The sequence below is a fragment of the Nodosilinea nodulosa PCC 7104 genome, assembly GCF_000309385.1.
Lineage (GTDB): Bacteria > Cyanobacteriota > Cyanobacteriia > Phormidesmidales > Phormidesmidaceae > Nodosilinea > Nodosilinea nodulosa.
The window spans coordinates 1,798,250-1,820,789 of record NZ_JH976537.1 but is presented as its reverse complement, the minus strand read 5'-3'; the positions used below and the strand labels follow the sequence as shown (position 1 = coordinate 1,820,789).

The following is a 22,540-nucleotide window of genomic DNA, read 5'->3' as shown; positions in this document are numbered from 1 at the left end:
TATTTGAGTTGACACAATTACAATTGCTTAGTGATAATGGGAATTTGTGTGAACTTTAGAGCCTGAATTCCCTTGGCAAACGTTGTAGTGATTGGGGCCCAGTGGGGCGATGAAGGTAAGGGTAAAATTACCGATTTGCTGAGTCGTTCAGCAGACGTAGTTGTGCGCTACCAGGGGGGTGTGAATGCGGGTCACACCGTTGTTGTCAAGGATCAGACCTTTAAGCTGCACCTGATTCCCTCCGGCATTCTCTACCCCGATACCGAGTGCGTGATTGGCAGCGGCACGGTCATCGATCCCAAGGCGCTGATTGGCGAACTCGACAAGCTCGACGAGCTAGGGATTTCCACTAAGAACCTATTTATTTCCAACGCTGCCCACGTCACCATGCCCTATCATCGCCTGATTGATCAGGCGGCGGAGGAGCGGCGGGGTAACCACAAAATTGGCACCACCAAGCGCGGTATTGGCCCCACCTACGCCGATAAGTCTGAGCGCATCGGCATTCGCATTATCGACTTAATGGACTACGCCCGCCTGCGCAAGCAGCTGGAGTGGACCATTCAGTACAAAAACGGCATCCTCGAGAAGCTCTACGAGCTAGAGCCCCTCGACCCCGCTGCGGTGATTGATGAATATATTGAGTATGCCGAGCGGCTGCGGCCCCACATCATCGACAGCTCCCTACACGTCTACCAGGCGATTCGGCAGCGGAAAAACGTGCTGTTTGAGGGTGCCCAGGGCACCTTGCTCGACCTTGACCACGGCACCTATCCCTACGTCACCTCCTCTAACCCGGTGGCGGGCGGGGCCTGCATCGGCACCGGCATAGGCCCGACCGTGATCGATCGCGTCATCGGCGTGGCCAAGGCCTACACCACTCGGGTGGGCGAAGGCCCCTTCCCCACCGAGCTGACCGACGGCGTGGGCGAGCTGCTCTGCGATCGCGGCGCTGAGTTCGGCACTACCACAGGCCGCCGCCGCCGCTGCGGCTGGTTTGACGCCGTAATTGGCCGCTATGCCGTGCGCATTAACGGCCTCGACTGTCTGGCCATCACCAAGCTAGATGTGCTCGACGATGTCGATGAGATCGAGGTGTGCGTGGCCTACGAACTCGACGGGGAGCGCTGCGAAGAGCTACCGGCTAGCGCCGAGGCCTTCAGCCGCTGCCAGCCGATCTACAAGACCATGCCCGGCTGGAAGCAGCCCACCGACCACTGTCGCTCCCTGAGCGACCTGCCCAAGGCTGCCCTCGACTACCTCAAGTTTTTGGCCGAGCTGATGGAGGTGCCGATCGCGATTGTGTCGCTGGGGGCCAGCCGCGATCAGACCATTATCGTAGAAGACCCCATCCATGGGCCGAAGCGGGCGCTGCTCTACGAGAATGGTGAGCCTCAGGTGGCCTAGGGCTGAGGAGTTGTCAAGTTTGTCTTTTGAATGAGTTATCAACGGGGGGATTTTCCATGGAACTGACTATTGAATGTAAATCGCGCGATCCTAAAGCTAAGCCCAACGCTTTACGTCGCCAGGGGCTGCTGCCTGTTGTGCTGTACGGCCACAACGGTACCGAGTCCGTATCGCTAACGGTGGATCGCCATGCGGCCGATATGCTGCTCCGCAAGGCTGCGGTCAACAACACCATGATTGACCTGCAAATTCCCGACATGCCCTGGAACGGCAAGGCGCTGCTGCGGGAAGTGCAGGCCCACCCCTGGAAAAGCCTGGTCTATCACCTCAGCTTTTTTGCGGTCAAGGCTCAGGATGCTGTGGAGGTGGGCGTTGCGCTCAACTTCGTCGGCGAGCCTACCGGCGTTAAAAACGACGGCGGCGTGCTCAACACCGAAATTAACGAAGTCACCGTCAAGTGCAAGGCCATTGACATTCCTGAAACGATCGATGTCGACGTCTCTGAACTGGGCATCGGCGATTCATTGACCGTAGCCGATCTGGTGCTGCCGGAGGGAGCCGTGGTGGCTGGAGACCAGACCCAGACCATTGCCACGGTGCTGCAGGGCCGCACCCCCGACGGTGAATCGACGGTAACAGCTGCAGCAGGAGCGGCAGAATAGGCGATCCAAAGCCTCTCAACGGTGCTTCATTGTCGCCCGACGGTTTAACTGGTGGGGTTGGGGATTGTTTCCCTAACCCCTTTTTAGGGCCAAAGACCATCCTGTTAAGCAAATCTTTCATAGGCAGCTATGGCCGAGTCCAATCTCCCTGCTTTAATTCAGCAGATGTGTCAGCCGGGGTTTTATCCCCATCCGGTAGCGGAGCCAATTCAGCTCCTGCAAACCCATGTGTCCTACGTGCTGCTGACCGGCGACTACGCCTACAAGGTGAAAAAGCCGGTGAACTTTGGCTTCCTAGACTATTCCACCCTGGAGAAGCGGCACCACTTTTGCGAGGAAGAACTGCGCCTGAACCAGCGAGGGGCGGGAGACTTGTACCTGGATGTGGTGGCCCTTGGCCAAACCGGCGATACCTACCATATCAACGACGGCACGACGGTGGAGTACGCCGTCAAAATGGTGCAGTTTCCGCAGTCGGCCCTGCTCAGCGCCCTGTACGATCGCGGCGAACTCATCCCAGCGCTGATGGAGGAACTGGCGATAGCCGTGGCCGACTTTCACCTGGGGGCCGAAACCAGCGACTACATTCGCACCTTTGGCGCGGTAGACCAGATTCGCCAGGCCTTTGACGAAAACTATGCCCAAACCGAAGGCTACATTGGGGGACCCCAGACCCAGGCTCAGTTTGACGAGACCAAGGCCTACAGCGACACCTTCTTTGCGGCCCATCCAGAGTTGTTTGAGCGGCGGGTGGAGCAACGCTGGATTCGCGCCTGCCACGGGGACCTGCACCTGAACAACCTGTGCCGCTGGCAAGATCGGCTCTACCTGTTCGACTGCATCGAGTTCAATGAGCCCTTTCGCTACGTCGATGTGATGTACGACGTGGGCTTTGTGGTGATGGATTTGCTGTCGAAGGGCTGTGCCGACCTGGCCACGGTGTTTTTGAACCACTACGTAGAGCGTACCGGCGACTGGGAAGGCGTGCAGCTGTTGCCTCTGTACATTAGTCGTCAGGCCTACGTGCGGGCCAAAGTGACCTCCTTTCTGCTCGACGATCCATCGGTGGATGAGGGCACCAGGCGCAGGGCCGCCGAGACGGCGGCAGGCTACTACCGCCTGGCCTGGTCGGTATGCCAACCCCGAAGCGGTGCGGTTTATATGATGGCCGGGCTGTCGGGTTCTGGCAAGTCCACAACAGCCCGACTTCTGGCTGCGCAGGTCAATGCTATTCACCTGCGCAGCGATGCCGTGCGCAAGCATTTGGCCGGGGTGCCGCTAGAACAGCGGGGCGACGACAGCCTCTATACCCCAGCGATGACTGAGAAAACCTACGATCGCCTGCTCACCCTGGGCATTGCCCTGGCCCAGGCTGGATACCCGGTGATTCTCGATGCCAAGTACGATCGCCAGGCCCTGCGCCAGAATGCGATTGAGCGGATCCAAAACGCTAAACTGCCCCTGACTATTCTGCACTGTAAGGCTCCGGTGGCGGTGCTGGAGCAGCGGGTGCGCGATCGCGCCGGAGACATTGCCGACGCCACCGTGGCGGTGCTTCAGCGCCAGCAGATGGAGCCGTTTACCCCGGCAGAGCTGCCCCTGGTACAGGCGATCGACACCACCCAGGCCGTGCCGCCGCAATTAGCCGCTATAGTAGGGGCATAACTGGGGGGCTAGGCCTGTTGCCCGGCCCCGCTAGCGCTCCAGAGGGGACGTACCGGTGGCCGATAAGATCATTCCACCAGCGTTTAAAATTTGGCTGGTCTTTCTATTTTTGTTTTTGCTGCTGGGCTACGGGGTGGTGCCCAGCATTTTGCTGGGAGCTGTGGCCGGGTTTGCGGGCGGCACGATTCAGGCCTGGTGGATGACCCCCGGCGGTGAACCCACGACAACCCTGGAGCTGCCTGCTTCTCTCCGCCAGCTCAACCCGAGGCGACTGCCCCTGGGCAACCTGCTGAGGCGCGGTGGTAGCCCGCGGGTGCCGCGACCGCGCCGATAGCCGTACGCAAACCTGAAACGGGCATACTGAGGGCAGTCTTTTTACCGCCTGCCATGGCAGAACGAGCGTATTGGCTGGCCTGGTCCCAGGCGAAGGGATTGGGTCCAGTTTTGTTGAAGCGTCTGTGCGCCCACTTTGGCACCCTGGCTAGCGCCTGGCACGCCGACGGGGCCGATTTGCTAGAAGTCGAAGGCATTGGGCTAGGGCTAGGAAGCAGCCTGGTGCAGTATCGGCAGAGGGTTGCTCCGCTAGATTTGCTGGCCCAGTATGAGCAGGAGCATCCCAACTTTTGGACTCCCGCCGATGCCGAGTATCCCGCGCTGCTCTACGAAATTGCTGACCCGCCGCCCATTCTCTTCTACCGAGGGCGGCTAGAGCTAGCTGGCGCCCTCCAGCTGATGCCCTCGGTAGGCGTAGTCGGTACGCGCGCTCCTTCAGCCTACGGTCAGCGCTGGACCCGCCGCCTCGCTCAGCAGCTGGTGGCCCACGATGTGATTGTGGTCTCGGGCCTGGCCAAGGGCGTCGATCGCTACGCCCACCAGCAAACCCTCGATAGTCAAGGCCTCACCATTGCGGTGCTGGGGACGGGGGTGGACCAGGTGTACCCCTCGATCAACGGCGACCTGCACGATCGCATTGCCCGCCACGGGCTGTTGCTGAGCGAGCACCCCAACGGCACTCCCCCCGACCGGGCACACTTTCCGCGCCGCAACCGCATTATTGCCGGACTCAGCCGGGCCGTGGTCGTAACCGAGGCCCCGGCGCGATCGGGGGCGCTAATTACAGCCCAGCTGGCCAACGACTATGGCCGCGATGTGTTTGCGGTACCTGGATCCCTCGATAATCTCAATAGCTACGGCTGCCTGGAGCTAATTAATCAGGGAGCCCAGATGATCTTAAATGACATGACGCTGATTGTAGCCCTGGGGCAGCTGCCCCAGCTTAACCCCGCTGGGCGGCTAGAGCGGGAAGCGAGCGGCGATCAGAGCGGCGATTGCTCGACCGCCAGCCCCACGCCACCGCCGCTCTCCCCGGCCATGGCCCAGGTGCTGGCCAGCATTACCGACGAACCCACCTCTCTCGACAACCTGGTTCAGGCGATCGCTCAGCCGACCGGCGAGGTCCTGGCTACCCTGGTCCAGCTAGAGCTTATGGGTCTGGTTACGCAGCTGCCGGGCATGCGCTACCAGCGCTGCTAGTCGTCGTTCCACACGGGTTGGTCGCAGCGCTGCTGCAAAAACTCAAACCGCAGGCTGCCCAGCTTGACCAAATCCCCATCTTGCAGGTAGTGGCGCTGGGCCGGGGCCAGTCGACGACCATTGACCCAGGTGCCGCCGTCGGTACCCAGATCTACCACAAAGAAACCCCGCAGGGGGTCGAAGGTAAGGGCGGCATGGCAGTCGGCAATGCCGGGTTGAGCGATGGCGACGGTGCAGCGACTGCTCTGGCCCAGCAGCCAGCGAGTGCCGCACAGCGTCACCTGAATGGCGCGATCGGGATTGATGTTGGTGCTGAGAAAAGCCCGATCTTCGGCCACAATGCCCTGCACGTACCAGCTGGTGCGGTAGCAGTGGTTTTGGGCCGTCAGAATCGGGTCAATAATATCGGCTACTTGCTCTAGGTCGTAGCTCAGGTTGCGAAAGAGAGTGTCTAAAATCCAGGGAGGAGAAGCCACTGGGCTTCTGCTATCGGGGCTTTTTGGAACAGTGCCGGGCGATTCCTGTACGGATACCCGTTCCGATTCGGATCCCGAATGCTGCACGAATCGCTGCCCCGCATCTGCAGAAAAAAACTGTGAGGAAACCATAGTGAACCGTCGATCTACCACTAACTGTGTCTCTAGAAGGGGCCACCCACTCACCGCAGCAGCTTGGGCCGAAGCCCTCCCCGTGGGAGTCGTGGTTCTGGTGGACCTGGTCTCGTGCACCCACGCCATAGGCCAGTGGCCTGAAGCGGTTTAGAAACTCCTTAGGGACTTGAAAAGGGAATGGGCAACTTGCCCGCGACGATTTTCCTCAGGTGCCTGGCCCGGTCGGGTTTGGCTCCTGCCATTAAACTGGCTTTGTACGGGTTACACAATCCTAGGGCTAGAGTCGCTTATAAAAGCTTTATGATTTATCCGCAAATGTACTGAGGGGCTTTAACTGACTGGCGCAGCCGAAGGAGTTTGCCCCTGCTCTGCTATATCATCGGGGTGTTCTCAACGTTTTGCCCCTGGGATCAATCTGTGGTTAACCCCTCCACCCGCGCCCAGCCGCCCCTAAGCTTTGTCCCCCCTGCCCTAAACCCTTGGGTACTGGCCCTGGTGCGTCTGGTGCTGCCCTACTGGATGCGCTGGCGCGAGCAGATTCAGGAAGTGGATGTGGTCAATGCCGACGGGCTAGTACATTTGCTGAAGGCCTTTAACGCCGGAGAGACCCGTTTTTTGCTGGCCTTCCGCCATCCCAGCCCGCTGGACTCCTTTTGTTTGGCCCATTTGATGTGGTACGCGGTGCCCCAACGGGCGAGAGAACTGGGTATCGATCTCAAGCGCCCGGTTCACAGCCACTTCATCTACGATCGCGGTATTCCCCTGTGGGCCGGGTCCTCGGTCGGGTGGGTCTACAGCCGCCTGGGGGGCACCCCAATTCAGCGGGGCAAGGTCGATCGCCAGGGGCTGCGCTCGGCCCGCGATTTATTTGCCAACGGCCAGCTGCCCCTCGCCGCCGCCCCAGAAGGCGGTAATAACGGGCACACCGAAATTGTCAGCCCCCTGGAGCCCGGGGTGGCGCAGATGGGGTTTTGGTGTGTGGAAGATATGCAGAGTCAGGGTCGGGCTGAACGGGTGGCGATCGCACCCCTGGGCATTTCCTACCGCTACCTCACCCCGCCCTGGGCCGAACTCGATCGCTGGCTCCATCGCCTAGAGCAAGAGAATGGACTGACTTCTTCCGATGCCATTTACCCTTTAGGAAACACGTCGGAAGCGGCTGTGGAGTACCGCTACCACCGTCTCTACACCCTGGGCGAACACCTCTTAACCCTGATGGAAGGCTATTACAACCGGGTCTACGGCGCTGGCTTGGCCGTTGCCGATGCTGCTCGGCCAGCCCAGACCCTGAGCGACGGCGGCACAGATCGCTTCGCAAGTCGCCTCGAAGCCTTGATGAATGCCGCCCTTCAAGTAGCCGAAACCTACTTTCAGCTACCCGCTAAGGGCAGCGCCATCGATCGCTGTCGTCGCATTGAGCAGGCCGGGTGGGATCGCATCTTTCGCCAAGACCTCGCCGCAGATCAGCCCCTGTCTGACGTAGCGCGAGGGCTGGCCGATCGCGAGGCCGAAGAGGCCAGCCTGCGCATGTGGCACATGCGGCTGGTCGAGAGCTTTGTGGCCGTCACCGGGCAGTACGTGCGCCAGCGCCCCTCAGCCGAACGCTTTGCCGAAACCGTAATGATTTTGCGCGACACGGTGTGTTTAATTCAGGGCAAAAGTCCTTTTCCCCGGCCCAAGCTGGGGCCGCAGCGAGCGGTGCTGACGGTGGGGGAGCCGATTTCGGTCAGCGATCGCTGGCCCGACTACAAAGCCAACCGCAAACAGGCCGTCGCCCAGCTCACCGCCGACCTGCAGGCGGCCCTGGAAGCCATGATTCCACCGCCGCCTTCGGTATGATGGGCTAGGTTCTCTACGAGGCTGGGGCGGTGAACGACCTCTATCAGCGGTATATCGACACCTACCGCAAACTCAATCTGTTTCCGCTGCTCAAATCAGAGGACATTGAGCGGTTTCGCATTACCCACAGCCCAGAGACCCTGGCCCGGCTGCGTAGCGCTATCGTCGCCAGCGAGGCCAACGGCAAGCTGATCTTTACGGGCCACCGGGGCTGCGGCAAAACCACCCTACTCAACGAACTGGCCCTAGAGGTGCGTAAGCGAGGGCTGTTCGTCGAATTTTTCTCCATCGCCAATATGGTGGAGATGTCGGACGTGAACCACATCAACATTCTCTACGCGATCGCGTTACGGCTTTTGGAACGGGCGATCAAAAATGATGCACCCATTTCTCCCAGCCTTCAGGAGGAGCTGAAGAGCTGGTTTACCCGGACCAAGACGAGCGTCTACACCGAGCAGCTCAAGCAGGAAATGGGCGCAGGAGGCAATTTCTTCGAGGTGTTCACTGCTAAGCTCCAAAAGGAAGACTCCTTTCGGGAAGAGATTCGGGAGACTTATGAGCGGCGGGTCTCGGATTTGACTGATCGCATTGATCAGATTGCTGCCGCTATTCAAAACGCCACGGGCAAAGAGGTGCTGGTAATCATCGACGACCTCGACAAGCTCGATCTAGGGGTGGTGGAGCCCATCTTCCGCGACAATATCAATGCCCTCTTTTCCCCTCAAATTCGGATTCTGTTTACCATTCCCATTGCGGTAGTGCGAGAGCCAGAGTTGGTCGAAATTCTAGAGACCCAAAGCTCGATTCTACTGCTCTCGGTGACCAAGTTTTTTACCCGTGAGGCCTCTCACCAGCCCGATGCCCAGCCCATAGAGGCCAACGTCGCTCGGTTACAAAGCATTCTCGAACGGCGCATTGATGCCGACCTGATCGAACCTGATGTGCTGCGGCAGATGGTGTTGCTCAGCGGCGGTGTGCTGCGAGAGCTGGTGCGGCTGGGGCAAGAATGCTGCCGCGAATGTATGCTGCGGTTTGAGCTGGAGCCTGAAGTCCGCGATGTGAAAATTGACGGTGAGATTTTAACCGCTGCTGTGAGGGAGTTGCGCAAGCAGTACGCCCGTCCCCTGGGCAATAACCTCTACGAACTGCTGCGGCAAACCTACGAGTCGTTTACGCCGCCTGATACAAGCGACCCTAAGTTTCTAGAACTCCTCCACGGGCTATATGTGCTGGAATATGAGAATGACGACCTTTGGTATGACCTGCACCCCCTGGTGACCGACCTGCTGAAGCGCAAAGATCTGATCTAGCCCTCCTCCCCTCCTAGGAGGGGTGCCCGCAGGGCGGGGTGGGCTGCGGGGACTGGGCTAACCCACCCCTGCCCCTCCCAGGAGGGGATAACCACAACCCTGGTTTGGCAATGCCCCCTGCTGACCTCTCACCCCTGAACGATCGCGAGTACCGCAAGCTGCTGCTGACGCTGACCCTCAATAGCCAGCAGCTCGATTTGCTGGTGGCCATTACGGACGATCGCAACCTGCAAGACCAGCTGATTACCGCCTACGAAGCCGACCTGAAAGCCCAGGGCATTGCCCCCCTGCGCGCCCGTCTTGACCCCAAGCGCCCCAGTCTGCGGGCCACCCTGGAAGACCTGGTGACCCAAACCCCGGCCCTGCAAAATGGGGAACCTGCCGTGGTGACGGTTCTGAACGCGGGCGAACTGCTGGGGGTGCGCCTGAGCGACGAAAAATCTGAGCAGGAGAAATTTTTCTTTTCGTTGCAGTGGACGCGGGAAGCGCTGCGAAATTTTGCCTTCCCCATCGTGCTGTGGCTGCCGGATGCGGTGGCGACCCGCCTGGCCCAGCAGGCCCCCGACTTTTGGAGCTGGCGCGGCGGCGTGTTTGAGTTTGTGGCCGAGGTGCGGGTGCCGGAGCAGAGTAGGCTGGTGCCGGTGCCCAGCCGCACTGGAGCAATAGAAGAACCCAGTAGCACGGTCGCCATTGAAGATTTGCAACAGCAGATCGCCCAATTAGAGCAAACTGCCCCAGAGTCGCCGCTGCTGATTACGCTCTACAACAACCTGGGCGAAGCTTACGCGGGCAAGTACGACTACAAGCAGGCGCTAGAACTTTACGAAAAAGCCCTGGCCCTGGCCAAAACCGACACTGCCGGGCAGGCCAGATCGCTACGAAACTTGGGGGATGCGCTGTACTACTGCGGGCGACCGTTTCAAGCGCTGGACTATTACGAGCAGTCGTTAGCGATCGCGCGGGAGATCGGCGATCGCCAAGGGGAAGCCAGTTCCCTGGGCGGTTTGGGCATTGCGTACTATTCACTGGGCCAATACCAACAGGCCATTGAGTACTACCAGCAGTGGTTAGCGATCGCGCGGGAGATCGGCGATCGCCGAGACGAGGCGGCTTCGCTCGGTAATTTGGGTCTTGCGTACGATTCACTGGGCCAATACCAACAGGCCATTGAGTACCATCAGCAGGACTTAGCGATCACGCGGGAGATCGGCGTTCGCGAAGCGTTTCCGCAGGAAAGTCGCCAAGGGGAAGCCTATTCCCTCGGCAATTTGGGCAATGCGTACCATTCGCTGGGCCAATACCAACAGGCGATTGAGTACCACCAGCAATCGCTAGTTATCAAGCGGGAGATCGGCGATCGCCGTGGCGAAGCCTATTCCCTCGGCAATTTGGGCAATGCGTACGATTCGCTGGGCCAATACCAACAGGCGATTGAGTACCACCAGCAGTCGTTAGCGATCGCGCGGGAGATCGGCGAGCGCCGTGGCGAGGCGGCTTCCCTCTTGAATCTTGGCAATGCGCTCGCCAGAGTAGACCAAAAATGGGAGGCTCGCTCGGCCTATGAAGCTGCAAAGGCGCTGTATAAAGATATGGGGCTTACCAAAGATGTAGAAGACTGCGACCAAGCCCTCTACAACCTCAGTCAAATGGTTGTGGTAGAGCCAAAAGCAGCCCCCACCATTGGCGAACCCAAACCCTCAGAACCCGATTGGCTGGCCAAGTCGCTGCCCACCTCCACCCCCAGCCCTTCACCGACGCGCTCCCAGCGGGTGCCCGTAGCCATGTGGTTTTTGGTGGGTCTCGGTATTGCCGCCCTTGCTTGGTGGCTCCTGCGGTAGGGTGCATTCGCGGCCCTAAACTCACGCCTCCAGCCCGCCAATCCTTGCGCCGCAATGCACCGCCCACCCATCGCAAACATCCCGGCATCCAGAAACCGGGTTTCTGCTGTGCGGTGCTCAGATCCCGGCATTTGGCTCAGAAACCCGGTTTCTCGGTCTCGCGGCCTGGCCCACCCATTGCAAAACTCCCTATTCTTTAGCCGGTGCCTTGCGGCCCAGCGCAGGTTGTGTGCCTGTACCTAAGCCTATGCAGGCCGCGAATGCACCCTACGGCACGATCGCGGCAACCGAGGGAACCGAGGCCAAAACGGCATTTACCTGGCGGGTGTAGGCCCCATCCGTCAAGGCAGGCAGGCTACGTTCCACCGAAACATCCTCACCAATTTCAACCCACGATCGGCAGCCGCTGTAGCCTTTGTGGCGGGGCAGCAGCAGCGGTGACTCGAACCGATAGGCCCGCAGCAGCAGCGCGTAGAGGGGGCGATCGGGCTGCCAGCTCAACCGTTCCGCCACAAACTGCTCGTTCCACACCAGGTAGGGCAGCAGCGGGGCCACCTCCGCTTCCGCCTGGAGCAGAAAAGCATGGGTAATGGTCGCCCATCCCTCAAATCGCACCTGGTCAGACGGATCAGGCAATTCCAAATGGGCCAAAGACCGAAAGTCATCCTTCAATAGATCCAGCTTTTGGTGCTCCAGGGTGGGCAGCAGCAAGACCTCGCGGGCCGCCAGCGCAAACTGCCCCTTGGCCTCGCGAATGCCGCCCTTGCGCAGCAACAGGATAGTGTCGCCCCGCAGCAGCGCCGCGATCGCCGCCTGCCATTCCTTCAGAACCCACGACACCATTGCTGTAGTCTCCGTAGTTGTGGGAGCCGTCCTGCACCACCCAACGGGGGATCAGGCCTGGACCTCCAGGTCATCCCAGTTGCTAAGTACCAGGGTAGCGCCGGGTACGGGCGATCGCCCCCAGAATTTGGACACCGAGACAAAGCCTGCGGCCTCGGCCTGCTCCGCCAACGCCTGGTCAGCCCAGCTATCCCCGACAACGAGAGTGCGAGCAACTGGAACACCGAGGCGATCGCACATGTCCCTCAGCAAGGTTGGGTCAGGTTTAGGCGGATCGGTTGGCTCTGTGCCCCGCCACTGATCGACCCAGTCCAGCAGACCATAGTGGCTCAAAAACTCTTCCACATAGGCCGTGCTATCCGACGACAGCACCCCCATTTTCAACGGACTGTGGTGTAGCCGCTCAAGCATCGCCGCCGTGCTGTCAAAGGGAGGGGTATAGGCGGCCTTACCGCTGCGCGCGGCATTCACGGCGGCAAAGCCGTCAACCACCCAAGCTGTAGCCTTTTCTAGGGGATAGCCTGCGTTCACCAGCACCGCGATCGCGCCCTGTCGATTGGCCTCGCGGGTGCCTGCTGCCATCAGCCCGTCGGGGTCAATGCCGTCGAAGGAAACCCCAAAGCAGGTCAACAGAGCTTGAACGATGGCATCTCCAGCTTCAGCCGCCGCTGCACAGGCCTCGGCCCGTGCCAGCGCCGTGCGCTGCAACAGCTGATGGGAATCGGCCAGGGTGCCGTCTTTGTCGAAAACGATCGCGTCTATATCTGCAATCCACTGCTGCCCGCACCGCACCCAAACCATGGTTTCACGCCTCCTCATCCCGTTGCTCTCCCGCTCGCTCGGCTGCCTGAGCCGAGCGGGAAATATGGTTAGAAATTCGCTCAAAAAAATAGCTTTCAAGCTCACCCACTATCCTAGATAATGGGAAGGTTTTGAAAAATAAGCTAAGTTCACTATGCGCACCCACTACTGCGGCACTCTGCGGGCCAGCGACATTGGCAGCACCGTTACTCTGTTCGGCTGGGTAGACCGCCGCCGCGACCATGGGGGCGTTATTTTTATTGATCTGCGCGATCGCACTGGCGTCGTGCAAATTGTCAGCGATCCCGAACGCACTCCGGCCTCCTATCCCCAGGCCGACCCGCTGCGCAACGAGTACGTGGTCAAAATCGAGGGCCGGGTCAGCCAGCGCCAGGAGGGTTCTGTGAACCCCAAGCTGCCTACCGGCGAGATTGAGATCTACGCCGACACCATTGAGCTATTGAACGCAGTGCGCAAGCCGCTGCCCTTCCAGGTCTCCACCGCCGACTCAGAAACCGTGCGCGAAGACTTGCGCCTGCGCTATCGATATTTAGACCTGCGGCGGGAGCGGATGGCCCAGAACCTGCGCATTCGCCACGAAGTCACCAAGGCCATTCGTCGCTTTTTAGAAGATCAAGAGGGCTTCTTTGAAGTCGAAACTCCCATTCTTACCCGCTCGACTCCCGAGGGCGCGCGGGACTATCTGGTGCCCTCGCGGGTCAACCCTGGCGAATTTTACGCCCTGCCCCAGTCGCCCCAGCTTTTCAAGCAGCTGCTGATGGTGTCGGGGGTCGATCGCTACTACCAAATTGCCCGCTGCTTCCGCGACGAAGATTTGCGGGCCGATCGCCAGCCCGAGTTCACCCAGCTCGACATGGAAATGAGCTTCATGACCCAGGACGAGATCCTGGCGCTAAATGAAGCCCTGGTGGCCCACATCTTTAAGGAAGTCAAGGGCGTTGATATCCCTCGCCCCTTCCCCCGCCTGACCTACGCCGAGGCGATGGATCGCTACGGCTGCGACAAGCCCGACACCCGCTACGGCCTGGAGCTGGTGGATGTGTCTGACCTGGTACGCGACTGCGGCTTTAAGGTGTTTTCCGGCGCGGTAGCCGATGGCGGCATCGTCAAGGTGCTGCCGATTCCCAGCGGTAACGACCAGATCTCCAACGTGCGGATTAAGCCCGGCGGCGACCTGTTTAAGATTGCTGCCGATGCTGGGGCCAAGGGCCTGGCCTACGTGCGGGTACGGGCCGACGGTGCGGTAGACACCATTGGCGCAATCAAAGACAACCTGAATGCCGAGCAAATGGCGGAACTGCTGCGCCGCACTGGGGCTACCGACGGCACGCTGTTGCTGTTTGGGGCGGGGCCAACTGCCATGGTGAATGCCACGCTGGATCGCTTGCGCCAGGCGATCGCCCGCGAAATGGACCTGATCCCCGCAGACGCGCTCAACCTGCTGTGGGTGACCGACTTCCCTATGTTCGAGTGGAACGCCGACCAGCAGCGCCTCGAAGCCCTGCACCATCCCTTCACTGCGCCCAATCCTGACGACATCGACGACCTCAAGACTGCCCGCGCGATCGCCTACGACATCGTGCTCAACGGCTACGAAATTGGCGGCGGCAGCCTCCGCATCTACCAGCCCGAGGTGCAGAGCCAGGTGTTTGAAACCATTGGTCTATCGGAGCAGGAGGCCCGCGACAAGTTTGGCTTTTTGCTGGAGGCGTTTGAGTACGGCACCCCGCCCCACGGCGGCATCGCCTACGGGCTCGACCGCATCGTCATGCTGATGGCGGGCGAGGAGTCGATTCGAGATGCGATCGCCTTCCCCAAAACCCAGCAGGCCCGCTGCCTGCTCACCCAGGCCCCATCGCCGGTCGACGCAGCCCAGCTGGAGGAACTCTCCATCGCCTCCACCTACGAGCCTGAGGAAGACTAATCCTAATCTTTTGGTGGTATAAAAACTTGCACCATTAACAGTAATTCGTGGCAACCTATGGGCTTATAAGAGAAAGCTAGTTGGGAGACACGCCAAAATGATGTTGCAGCCGCAGGAAATGGTCTCAAAGCAGCCTGTCCATTCCCTTCGCAAGTCGGCGGGACAATGGCGCTACGTGCCCTGGCTTTCCCTGGGAATTTTGCTGATTCTCTGCCCTGCCGCCCTGGCCCAAGCAACCAGCACTGCCGATCTCAAGGTGGCCATTGATACGGTCTGGGTGCTGGTGACTGCGTTTCTAGTCTTCTTTATGAACGCTGGCTTCTGCATGCTCGAAACCGGGTTTTGCCGCAGCAAAAATGCCGTCAACCTGCTGGCCAAAAACCTGATTGTGTTTGGCCTGTCAACTCTGGCCTTTTGGGTGGTGGGCTTTGGCATCATGTTTGGCGACGGCAACCTTCTGTTCGGCTTCTCTGGGTTTTTGCTGCAAGGGGCCGACAACAGCCCTGCCACCAACGAGGCCTATCGGGGCACCTTTAGCGCCCTGGCCTGGACGGGAATACCGCTCAACGCTAAGTTTTTCTTTCAGCTGGCTTTTGCGGGTACGGCGGCCACCATTGTCTCTGGGGCCGTGGCCGAGCGAATTAAGTTTTTGGCCTTTTTTGTCTTCAGCCTGCTGCTGGTGGGGATTTCGTATCCCATTACCGGCCACTGGATTTGGGGCGGCGGCATGCTCTCTAGCCTGGGCTTTTACGACTTTGCCGGGTCTACGGTCGTGCATTCCGTCGGGGGCTGGGCCGCCCTTATTGGGGCTATTTTACTGGGTCCACGGCGGGGGCGCTTTCAGTCGCGCCCGGTGGCCATGCCGGGGCACAACCTGAGCATCTCAGCTTTGGGCTGTCTGATTCTATGGCTGGGCTGGTTTGGCTTTAATCCCGGTTCGACCATGGCGGCTGACCCCTTTGCCATCAGCCACATTGTGGTGACAACCAATACTGCCGCCGCCCTCGGGGGCCTGGCCGCCACGGTCACCTCCTGGATCTATCTCAGCAAACCCGACCTGTCGATGATTATCAACGGCGTGCTGGCCGGGCTGGTGGCGATTACGGCCCCCTGCGCGTTTGTCAATCTGGGCAGCGCCGCGCTGATTGGTCTGGTGGCCGGGGTCATTGTGGTCTTCTCGGTCACCCTGCTCGATGCGTTCAAAATTGATGACCCGGTGGGGGCGGTTTCGGTGCACCTGGTGTGTGGCGTGTGGGGCACCCTCGCCCTGGGGCTGTTTAGCGTTACCCCTGGCGTTTTCTCCTGGTACGGTCAGGGGGCCGGGCCTGGGGCAGGACTCCTGATGGGAGGCGGCATTCAGCAACTGCTGATACAGCTTTTGGGCGTTGCTGCCGTAGGCGCCTTTACAGTAACCTTCAGCCTGCTGTGCTGGCTGTTGCTGCGGGCTACGATAGGTATCCGGGTTTCTGAAGCCGAAGAAATTCAGGGCCTGGATCTGGGCGAGCACGCGATGGAGGCCTACCCTGAGTTCAAGATCGGGCCTTGACGATTTTGGATTTTGGATTGGGGGGGCTAGGGAAACCTCCAATCTAAAATCCAAAATCGCTAGACAAAGTGATAGGGGGGCAGCGCCTCGCTGAGGATGAGGGTCCAGTGGGGAGCCTGCGATCGCCACTCCTCCAGCCGCTGGGGCAAACGCTCCTCTTCGCGATCGACCAGGATATAGACCCGCGCCTCTCCATCGGGGCTATCGGCCTCAATGCAGTCGCCATAGGCGCTATAGAGATGGTCCAGCACCCGGTTAAGTTCCTGCTGCTGCTGTTCCTGGGCGGCGGCCTGGTCCTGTAAACGCTGCTTTTTGGCCAAAAAATAGTCGCGCCCGGTAAGCCCTTCTGCCAGGGGGGGCAGCCCAACCTCGTTGGCGATTAGCTTAAGCTGGTACTCGGCTTTGGGGGCCAAGATCTTGAGCTTGGCGGCATAGTCGGCCCCCTGGTTAGCCAGGTGAGTCTTGAGATGGTCGAGGGAGGCAATCTGGGTGCCAAACCGCAGCGGCAGCAATGGCGTGTGCTGAAACAACTCGCAGATGACGCGATCGTGGCTGAGCACTGCATTCAGCAGTCGAGGCTCATCGGTTTGCAGAGACTCTAGATCGACGCTGGTTTCAACGACGGCGGCAATGTCGTCTACGGCAATCAGCTGGGTAGGCTCCGCTAGCCCTAGGGGTAATGTCAGGGGTTGCTGGGGGCGAGGGCAAATGCTGTACAGGTAGATAGGCCCTGGAATCAACTCTGGAGACACGGTATCAAACGCCTTTTGGATGCGCCATGGTCGATCTCACTCTAGGCGATCTGGCCCTGGACGCGGCGCTTTCCTTCCAGAAAATGCCACAAAACTTACGCCCCCAAAAGCCGCAAGCGCTACAGGGCTGTGCTTATCCCGGCCTTGCCTATCTATGGCAGCCGATGGGTAGGTTAGGACATTTCTCAGAGCCAGCGTTCGAGCGTTTGAGCGTTCTCGATGTCTCCAACGTCTCTCAATGTCCTAACTAACGTGACGAAGGCTATAGATGTTCTGCCTGAGATTTTCTACAGCGTAGTTTGGAGGGTAAAGCACCAGTCCAGGGTGAGCTGCCCCGGCTGACAGCCTGCTTCGCCATCCAGTCGGTGCAGGTTAATAGGGGTGCCCTGGCGCAGACTGGCCATGGCTGGAGTATAGGTACTGAGGTCGCGATCGATCAGGGCGGTCAGCTCAGCTACCGTGAGCGGGGTGCGCCAGGGATTGTCGGCTATGTCTACGGCGGCATCAGCGGGCAGGGCCTGGGGGCTGGTGGGCAAGAGGCGTCCTCGGCTGAGATCAATAATCCAGCTGCGGTGGGCGGTGGTGATCTGCATCAGCGGGCGCAGGTAAAGGCTGCCCTGTTGCCAGCTCAGGCCGGGGGGCAGCACCTGGACTGAAACCCCGCCCATCAGCTGCATGACTCGCTCTGAGCTTTGGGCGAGGTACCACCGCAGCCGGGGCCAAGCATCGGCTACCAGCACTGGCTCGTGCACAAAGGTGTGCTTAAACAGACCGTTGATGCCCTGGACCAAATCGGTGGCGGCGCAGGTGACAAGGCTACAGAACGCCTCGCCCTGGTTCGGCCCTCCTGGGGGTGGGTTACTCTCTCCGCTGCCAACGGCCAAAGCTGGAAGATTTTGGGCGATTACCTGCTGGGCGTAGGTACTCAGCAAACTCTGAATCCAGCTTTCGTCGGTAAACGTAAGCCAGTCTCCTAACACCCCGGCAGTGGCATCGCCGGGGTTTTCGGCCAGGGTGCTGGCAAAATCATCGAGGGTGAAACCAGAGGGGGCTACCCCAGAACCATTCTCCCCTTTGGGCGACAAATACAACATCTCGGCGCTGGCGCTGCCTTTGCTGCCGTAGGGCGGCTGGGGATAGACCTGGGTCTCCATTTCGGCCAAGTGCAGGTGCAGGTGCAGGGTGGCAGGCTGCCAGGGTTGAAACGGTCGCAGCGCCTCGATCGCACAGCCAGCGCCTAGCAGCTCGGCAAGTCCGGGCTGGGTGTAGGTAATCAAATTGGCCACTTTTTCCAGCAGATCGCCGCAGCGCCAGGGCCGTGCATCTAAATCATTCTCTAGGAGGCAAATTTCGGTGGCTTCGGGCAGGTAAAGCGGCGGGACTGGGTCGGCCTGGGTGACCAGGTCGAGGGCATAGCTGACGTCGTCTACGACGAGCACAAGGAGCGGCACCAGGCGCACAATGTGGACGTCCCCCTGGTTTCTGGGGGCGGAGACTCGGGCCTGTACTCCTTCGATCAGCCGCATGATTTCGTAGCCGCCGCTGGCCAGCATCCACAGCAGATGCGGTACCAGCGCTGCAATCGGCGCGAGTGCTGGTGAAGGGGGCGAGGGCAGGGTCCCCCTGGCTGTCTCTAGTGTATCCAGCAATTCCCACGCCTCTTCGCTGAGGTAGGGGGCGAGATTTTCTGGGGTTTGGGGTAGGTCGGCGGGCCAGCCCCCGGTGGGCGATCGCAGCGCCATAGTCTGCACCACCAGCTGCTCCAGCGCCGCCGCCACGACGGGAACTCGACCCAGCGCCGGTCGCTCAATGGCGAGGGGAGCCATGCGACACACTGTATTGCCCAGGGTAGACGCCGTTGCGCCCGGCAGCGAAGCCAGGTCTGACTGCAACCAGGGAGTAAGCGATCGCACAGCGGATGAAACCATAGCAGCAGCCCAGGCTGGGAGTGAGGGATCTCCCTAGAGAGTGCCTAATTTTGCGGCAAAATCCACAGGGTGTTGCAAATCTATGGGGTAATGCTGTGCCCTACCAGGCCACATAGGGGAGGGCTGCTGCCGTGGCGCGAATGGCCTCAGCGTTGGCCACCAGCTGGCCGCAGGCATCCCAGGTACCCGCTAAAAACGCCTGACGCACCCCTTCGGGCATCGACACGGCGGCGGTTTGGCCCCCAAACGCCACTGTCTGAGTCGTCAGATCGAGCGTTATTGAAATAGATGGATCGGCCTCCAGCAGCCCCTGCACCTGAGCAATAACGTCAGAGGTGGCCGTCAGGCAGGGAATGCCGATCGCGACGCAGTTGCCAAAGAAAATTTCCGCAAAGCTTTCGCCCAAGACCGCCTGAATGCCCCAGCGGGCGATCGCCTGGGGGGCGTGCTCCCGCGACGAACCGCAGCCAAAGTTGCGGTTTACCACCAAAACCGTCGCCCCCTGGTACTGGGGCTGATCGAAGGGATGGCGGCCTTTCAGGGCCGCCCGGTCGTCGGCAAACACCTGCTCACCCAGCCCGTCGAAGGTTACGCACTTGAGAAAGCGAGCCGGAATAATGCGATCGGTATCGATGTCATTGCCGCTGAGGGAAATGCCGGCTCCTGTGATCTGTTTTATCTGCGCCACTGCGATCGCTCCTTATCCTTGCCGCTGTCTTAAATCGATGGGCCATCACCGGTGCGACAGCCGCCTATCAATAGTAGCGCCTGAGCGGCCCTGTAATATCGTCGTCACGGCCCTAGCTCCAGGCGTTTTGGCCGATTCAGATCAGGCTAAACCCCAGGTTTTTAGCTAATTTTCCACCGCTGGGAGAGCAATGATTAACCAAACCATAAACTTTGTTATCATCCCTAGCCATCCCAAACCTAGAGGAGTATCTTAATAGATAAGGAAGTGAATCACCTGAGACAAAACCGTGATTTTCTCCCTGACAGATCGAATAGTTCAGTCCTTTTAATGGGAGGTACGTTATCGATTTAACGTCTGAATCTATTTCGTCAAATACCAGCAGCACTTTACTCGGTTGTTGATATTTCCTCGCTATAACTGATAGAGAGCTCTGCAAGAAATGCCCAGAGACGCTATAAACCCCACGCGATGGTTTCTTTACGACGGCATTTAAACATCTCTATTTCATCGGAACTTTCTTGAGGAAAAATCTCAAGTTAATCAGTCAAAGTGCTGCTGTGTCCGAATCGATTTAAAGACATCTTGCCCTACTACTGTATTTACCTCTGGCAATTTGTCGAGTTACAGGCAAAAAGTTGAATTGAGGTTACATTTTGAACCCCTGAAAGAAAGCTCTTTCAGGGGCTCTGCCGTAGGTGCTTGAGCATTGATTGAATAAATAATCGAAGGATAAAATATATCCACCGCTTTGACGCGCTTGGCTCCCTAGCCCCCCTGCTCCCTGGCTCGCAAAAATAGTCCCTAAACTTCCGCCTCAGAGTACTGGCTTAAATCCTGACCCCGCCGGGCTATCCCGAAACGCGATCGCCCTCGGGTCCATGGATGAGTTCCGACAGTTCTGGCATCACCCCATCACTGTGGGCTGTGGGCAGAGAACGCAGCGACGATATCGGTTCTTCAATCGGCGCGGGGGCCATCATGTCGCTGGGCAAAAAAATGCGGGCACTCACCGCCAGCATTGCCACCGCGAAGATCAGCACAATCAGCAGGGGCGCAATGTAAGACCGAAAAAACGACATAGGGCGATCGCGTGTAAAGGGATGTAACCAATGCTCTCATCTTACACGGAGTGCGTGTGGGTGGAGAAGGTGGTGAGGATGGGGAGGGTGAGGAAGGTGGGGAGGATGGAGAATGTGGGGAAGCCAACTATAGGGAGTAGTCAGAATTTTATGTAAATCTCGGCTTTGCGAATAACGAGAAACTAAGGGCCTTACCCCACTCCTCATCTCCCCCACTCCTCATCTCCCCCACTCTCCCACTCCCCCATCTCCCCCACTCCCCCTACCCCGGCGGATCCTCCAGCCCCGGTCGCGGCGCAGGCAGCACGGTTTTGCCCATGCGGCGGAGGCCAGCCCAGCCCACCACTGCGACCACTAGCCAAAACCATCCGGTCAGCGGTTGGTAGAGCAAAAATCCACCGACTCCGAGCATGGCCCCCAGCAGCAGCAGCAGGGCAAAGCCTGCTCTGAGCAGGTCGCGGCCCAGGGACTGGGCAGGCCAGAGGCCGGTGCGCTGTCGCTGTCGTTCCCAGCCGGGGCCGCCGGGACGCACTTTACTGTAGAAGGCATCCAGCGTGGCGTCGCTTTCGGGGGCGGTGAGCAGCATGGTCGTGACCCAAATCGCGGTGGTAATAGCAGTGGTCGTCAGCAGCCGCAGGCCAAAGTCGTCAATCTTGAGAATGGGGACGACGCTGGTGACCAGCCCAACCAAAAAGCCCGCCAGCATGGAGGCCAGCTCGGCGGCAGCATTGATGCGCCACCAAAACCAGCGCAAAATTAGCACCAGACCTGGCCCAGTGCCGATCGCAATGACCAGCCGAAACACCGTAGCTACATCCTGGGAGTAAAAGGCGGCGATCGCGCCCATGCCGGTTACCACCACCGAGGCCAGTCGCCCCGCCAGCAACAGCTCCGCCTGGGACGCCTCAGGCCGCATAAACCGGGCGTACAGGTCATTGGTGAGGTACGACGCGCCCCAGTTAATCAGCGTTGAAACCGTGCTCATAAACGCGGCAATCAGCGAGGCTACCACCAGCCCCAGCAGCACCGGCGGCAAAAAATCGAGCATCAGCATCGGGTAGCCCAGCTCCCGATCTTCCAGAGTGGGGTAAATGACCACCGCCGCCAGGGCCACAATCACCCAGGGCCAGGTGCGTACCACGTAGTGCAAAATGTTGAAAAACCAGGCCGCCTTTTCGGCCTCGGCCTCGTCCTTGGAGGCGGCCAGGCGCTGAATGAACTCGCCGCCGCCGTCGCTGCGGCGAAAGGCCCACCACTGTAGGGTCACGTAGGCCAAAAAGGTGCTGACGCTGATGCCCGCGGTTTCGCTCCAGCGGTACCAGCCGCCCGGTCCCCGCTCTAGGGGCACAAACGCCAGTAGGTCGGTGCCGCCTGTGGCCCTTACCTGGTCAATCAGGCTGGCCATGCCGCCCAGGTTAATCACCGCCACCACCGCGACAATGATTGCCCCCAGCAGCGCCAAAAAGAACTGGAAAAAGTCCGTCGCCACCACTCCCCACAGCCCCGAGAACCCGGCGTAGAGGAGGACCAGAACGCTGACGCCAATCACGCTGAGCAGCTTCAGGCTTTCCCCCGGCTCGATACCCACCGACTGCCAAATTTGCAGGGCATCGATGACTTTGACCATGGCTAGCATGGCGTAGCCAATGCCGATGCAGTTGATCGGCACCGCAAACAAAAAGGCCTTACTCCCCCGCAGCCAGGCCGCCGTAGCGCCGCCGTAGCGCAGTTCTGTAAGCTCGGCATCGGTGATGATTTCAGCGCGCCGCCACAGCCGCGCAAAAACGTAGATCATCACCACGTGGGCGATGCCAAAGCTCCACCATTCCCAGTTGCCAGCAATGCCTCGGGTGCCGACCACGCCAGCGATGTACAGCGGCGTATCGATAGAAAAGGTCGTGGCGGCCATGCTGGTACCCGCCAGCCACCAGGGCAGCGATCGCCCCGAGACAAAAAAATCTACCAGCCCGCCCGTCGCCCGGCGGGAAAGATACAGGCCCAAACCCAGGCTAAATGCCATGTAGGCGACCACAATCGCCCAGTCAATCCAAATCACAGCGGGGTACCGTCAAACACCGATGCTATCTTGC

General features: G+C 59.7%; 18 protein-coding genes. 10 read left to right on the top strand and 8 right to left on the bottom strand.

Features of this window, described 5'->3' with window-relative positions:
- Window positions 1-72: 72 nt before the first annotated feature.
- The 5 genes from LEPTO7104_RS0108190 to dprA all read left to right on the top strand — a co-directional run bounded on the left by LEPTO7104_RS0108190 (window position 73) and on the right by dprA (window position 5,267).
- A complete protein-coding gene (locus LEPTO7104_RS0108190; protein WP_026072485.1) occupies window positions 73-1,407 on the top strand; it encodes an adenylosuccinate synthase in 1,335 nt (444 codons plus the stop codon).
- A gap of 56 nt (window positions 1,408-1,463) precedes the next feature.
- Window positions 1,464-2,069 (top strand): 50S ribosomal protein L25/general stress protein Ctc, encoded by a 606-nt coding sequence (locus tag LEPTO7104_RS0108185; protein ID WP_017298074.1) that lies wholly within the window; start codon window positions 1,464-1,466, stop codon window positions 2,067-2,069.
- A 129-nt stretch (window positions 2,070-2,198) separates the two neighbouring features.
- Entirely contained in the window at window positions 2,199-3,734 is a 1,536-nt protein-coding gene (locus tag LEPTO7104_RS0108180; RefSeq protein ID WP_017298073.1) for a bifunctional aminoglycoside phosphotransferase/ATP-binding protein, read from the top strand.
- A 55-nt stretch (window positions 3,735-3,789) separates the two neighbouring features.
- Entirely contained in the window at window positions 3,790-4,068 is a 279-nt protein-coding gene (locus LEPTO7104_RS0108175) for a hypothetical protein (RefSeq protein WP_017298072.1), read from the top strand.
- 53 nt (window positions 4,069-4,121) lie between these two features.
- On the top strand, window positions 4,122-5,267 hold the full coding sequence (dprA, locus tag LEPTO7104_RS0108170; protein WP_017298071.1) for a DNA-processing protein DprA: 1,146 nt from the start codon (window positions 4,122-4,124) through the stop codon (window positions 5,265-5,267).
- Here the strand turns inward: dprA and LEPTO7104_RS41170 are convergent.
- The gene (locus LEPTO7104_RS41170) at window positions 5,264-5,743 is read right to left on the bottom strand and encodes an FHA domain-containing protein (RefSeq protein ID WP_196358095.1); all 480 of its coding nucleotides are present in this window, start codon (window positions 5,741-5,743) and stop codon (window positions 5,264-5,266) included. The two genes, dprA and LEPTO7104_RS41170, sit on opposite strands and share 4 nt — an antisense overlap.
- A 552-nt stretch (window positions 5,744-6,295) precedes the next feature.
- Here LEPTO7104_RS41170 and LEPTO7104_RS0108160 point away from each other — a divergent pair.
- The 3 genes from LEPTO7104_RS0108160 (at window position 6,296) to LEPTO7104_RS33185 (ending at window position 10,865) form a co-directional block, all read left to right on the top strand.
- A complete protein-coding gene (locus LEPTO7104_RS0108160; protein ID WP_026072484.1) occupies window positions 6,296-7,717 on the top strand; it encodes a 1-acyl-sn-glycerol-3-phosphate acyltransferase in 1,422 nt (473 codons plus the stop codon).
- 29 nt (window positions 7,718-7,746) lie between these two features.
- Window positions 7,747-9,027 (top strand): ATP-binding protein, encoded by a 1,281-nt coding sequence (locus tag LEPTO7104_RS0108155; RefSeq protein WP_017298068.1) that lies wholly within the window; start codon window positions 7,747-7,749, stop codon window positions 9,025-9,027.
- Between the two features lie 110 nt (window positions 9,028-9,137).
- Window positions 9,138-10,865 carry a tetratricopeptide repeat protein gene (locus tag LEPTO7104_RS33185; RefSeq protein ID WP_017298067.1) on the top strand — a complete coding sequence of 576 codons (1,728 nt, stop codon included), beginning with the start codon at window positions 9,138-9,140 and terminating at the stop codon, window positions 10,863-10,865.
- A gap of 267 nt (window positions 10,866-11,132) precedes the next feature.
- Here the strand turns inward: LEPTO7104_RS33185 and LEPTO7104_RS33180 are convergent, their stop codons facing one another.
- Together LEPTO7104_RS33180 and LEPTO7104_RS0108140 are read right to left on the bottom strand one after the other, a co-directional pair.
- The gene (locus LEPTO7104_RS33180) at window positions 11,133-11,708 is read right to left on the bottom strand and encodes a DUF1802 family protein (RefSeq protein WP_017298066.1); all 576 of its coding nucleotides are present in this window, start codon (window positions 11,706-11,708) and stop codon (window positions 11,133-11,135) included.
- Between the two features lie 51 nt (window positions 11,709-11,759).
- Window positions 11,760-12,509: an HAD family hydrolase gene (locus LEPTO7104_RS0108140; RefSeq protein ID WP_017298065.1), complete on the bottom strand. Its 750-nt coding sequence runs from the start codon at window positions 12,507-12,509 to the stop codon at window positions 11,760-11,762.
- Window positions 12,510-12,663: 154 nt separating this feature from the next.
- On the opposite strand from LEPTO7104_RS0108140, the gene aspS reads away from it, so the two are divergent.
- Window positions 12,664-14,454, top strand: coding sequence for an aspartate--tRNA ligase (gene aspS / locus LEPTO7104_RS0108135; RefSeq protein ID WP_017298064.1), 1,791 nt, complete (start codon window positions 12,664-12,666; stop codon window positions 14,452-14,454).
- Window positions 14,455-14,551: 97 nt separating this feature from the next.
- Window positions 14,552-16,000, top strand: coding sequence for an ammonium transporter (locus tag LEPTO7104_RS0108130; protein WP_017298063.1), 1,449 nt, complete (start codon window positions 14,552-14,554; stop codon window positions 15,998-16,000).
- A 59-nt stretch (window positions 16,001-16,059) separates the two neighbouring features.
- On the opposite strand, the gene LEPTO7104_RS0108125 is transcribed toward LEPTO7104_RS0108130, so the two are convergent.
- The 5 genes from LEPTO7104_RS0108125 to LEPTO7104_RS0108095 form a co-directional block, all read right to left on the bottom strand.
- Window positions 16,060-16,752, bottom strand: coding sequence for a GvpL/GvpF family gas vesicle protein (locus LEPTO7104_RS0108125; protein ID WP_196358094.1), 693 nt, complete (start codon window positions 16,750-16,752; stop codon window positions 16,060-16,062).
- Window positions 16,753-17,039: 287 nt separating this feature from the next.
- Window positions 17,040-18,680: a hypothetical protein gene (locus LEPTO7104_RS0108115; RefSeq protein WP_155523564.1), complete on the bottom strand. Its 1,641-nt coding sequence runs from the start codon at window positions 18,678-18,680 to the stop codon at window positions 17,040-17,042.
- 100 nt (window positions 18,681-18,780) lie between these two features.
- Window positions 18,781-19,368, bottom strand: a complete 588-nt coding sequence (gene leuD, locus LEPTO7104_RS0108110; protein ID WP_017298059.1) for a 3-isopropylmalate dehydratase small subunit — start codon at window positions 19,366-19,368, stop codon at window positions 18,781-18,783.
- An 851-nt stretch (window positions 19,369-20,219) separates the two neighbouring features.
- Entirely contained in the window at window positions 20,220-20,450 is a 231-nt protein-coding gene (locus tag LEPTO7104_RS33175) for a hypothetical protein (protein WP_017298058.1), read from the bottom strand.
- A 262-nt stretch (window positions 20,451-20,712) separates the two neighbouring features.
- Window positions 20,713-22,506, bottom strand: coding sequence for a sodium:solute symporter family protein (locus tag LEPTO7104_RS0108095; protein ID WP_017298056.1), 1,794 nt, complete (start codon window positions 22,504-22,506; stop codon window positions 20,713-20,715).
- Between the last annotated feature and the right edge of the window lie 34 nt (window positions 22,507-22,540).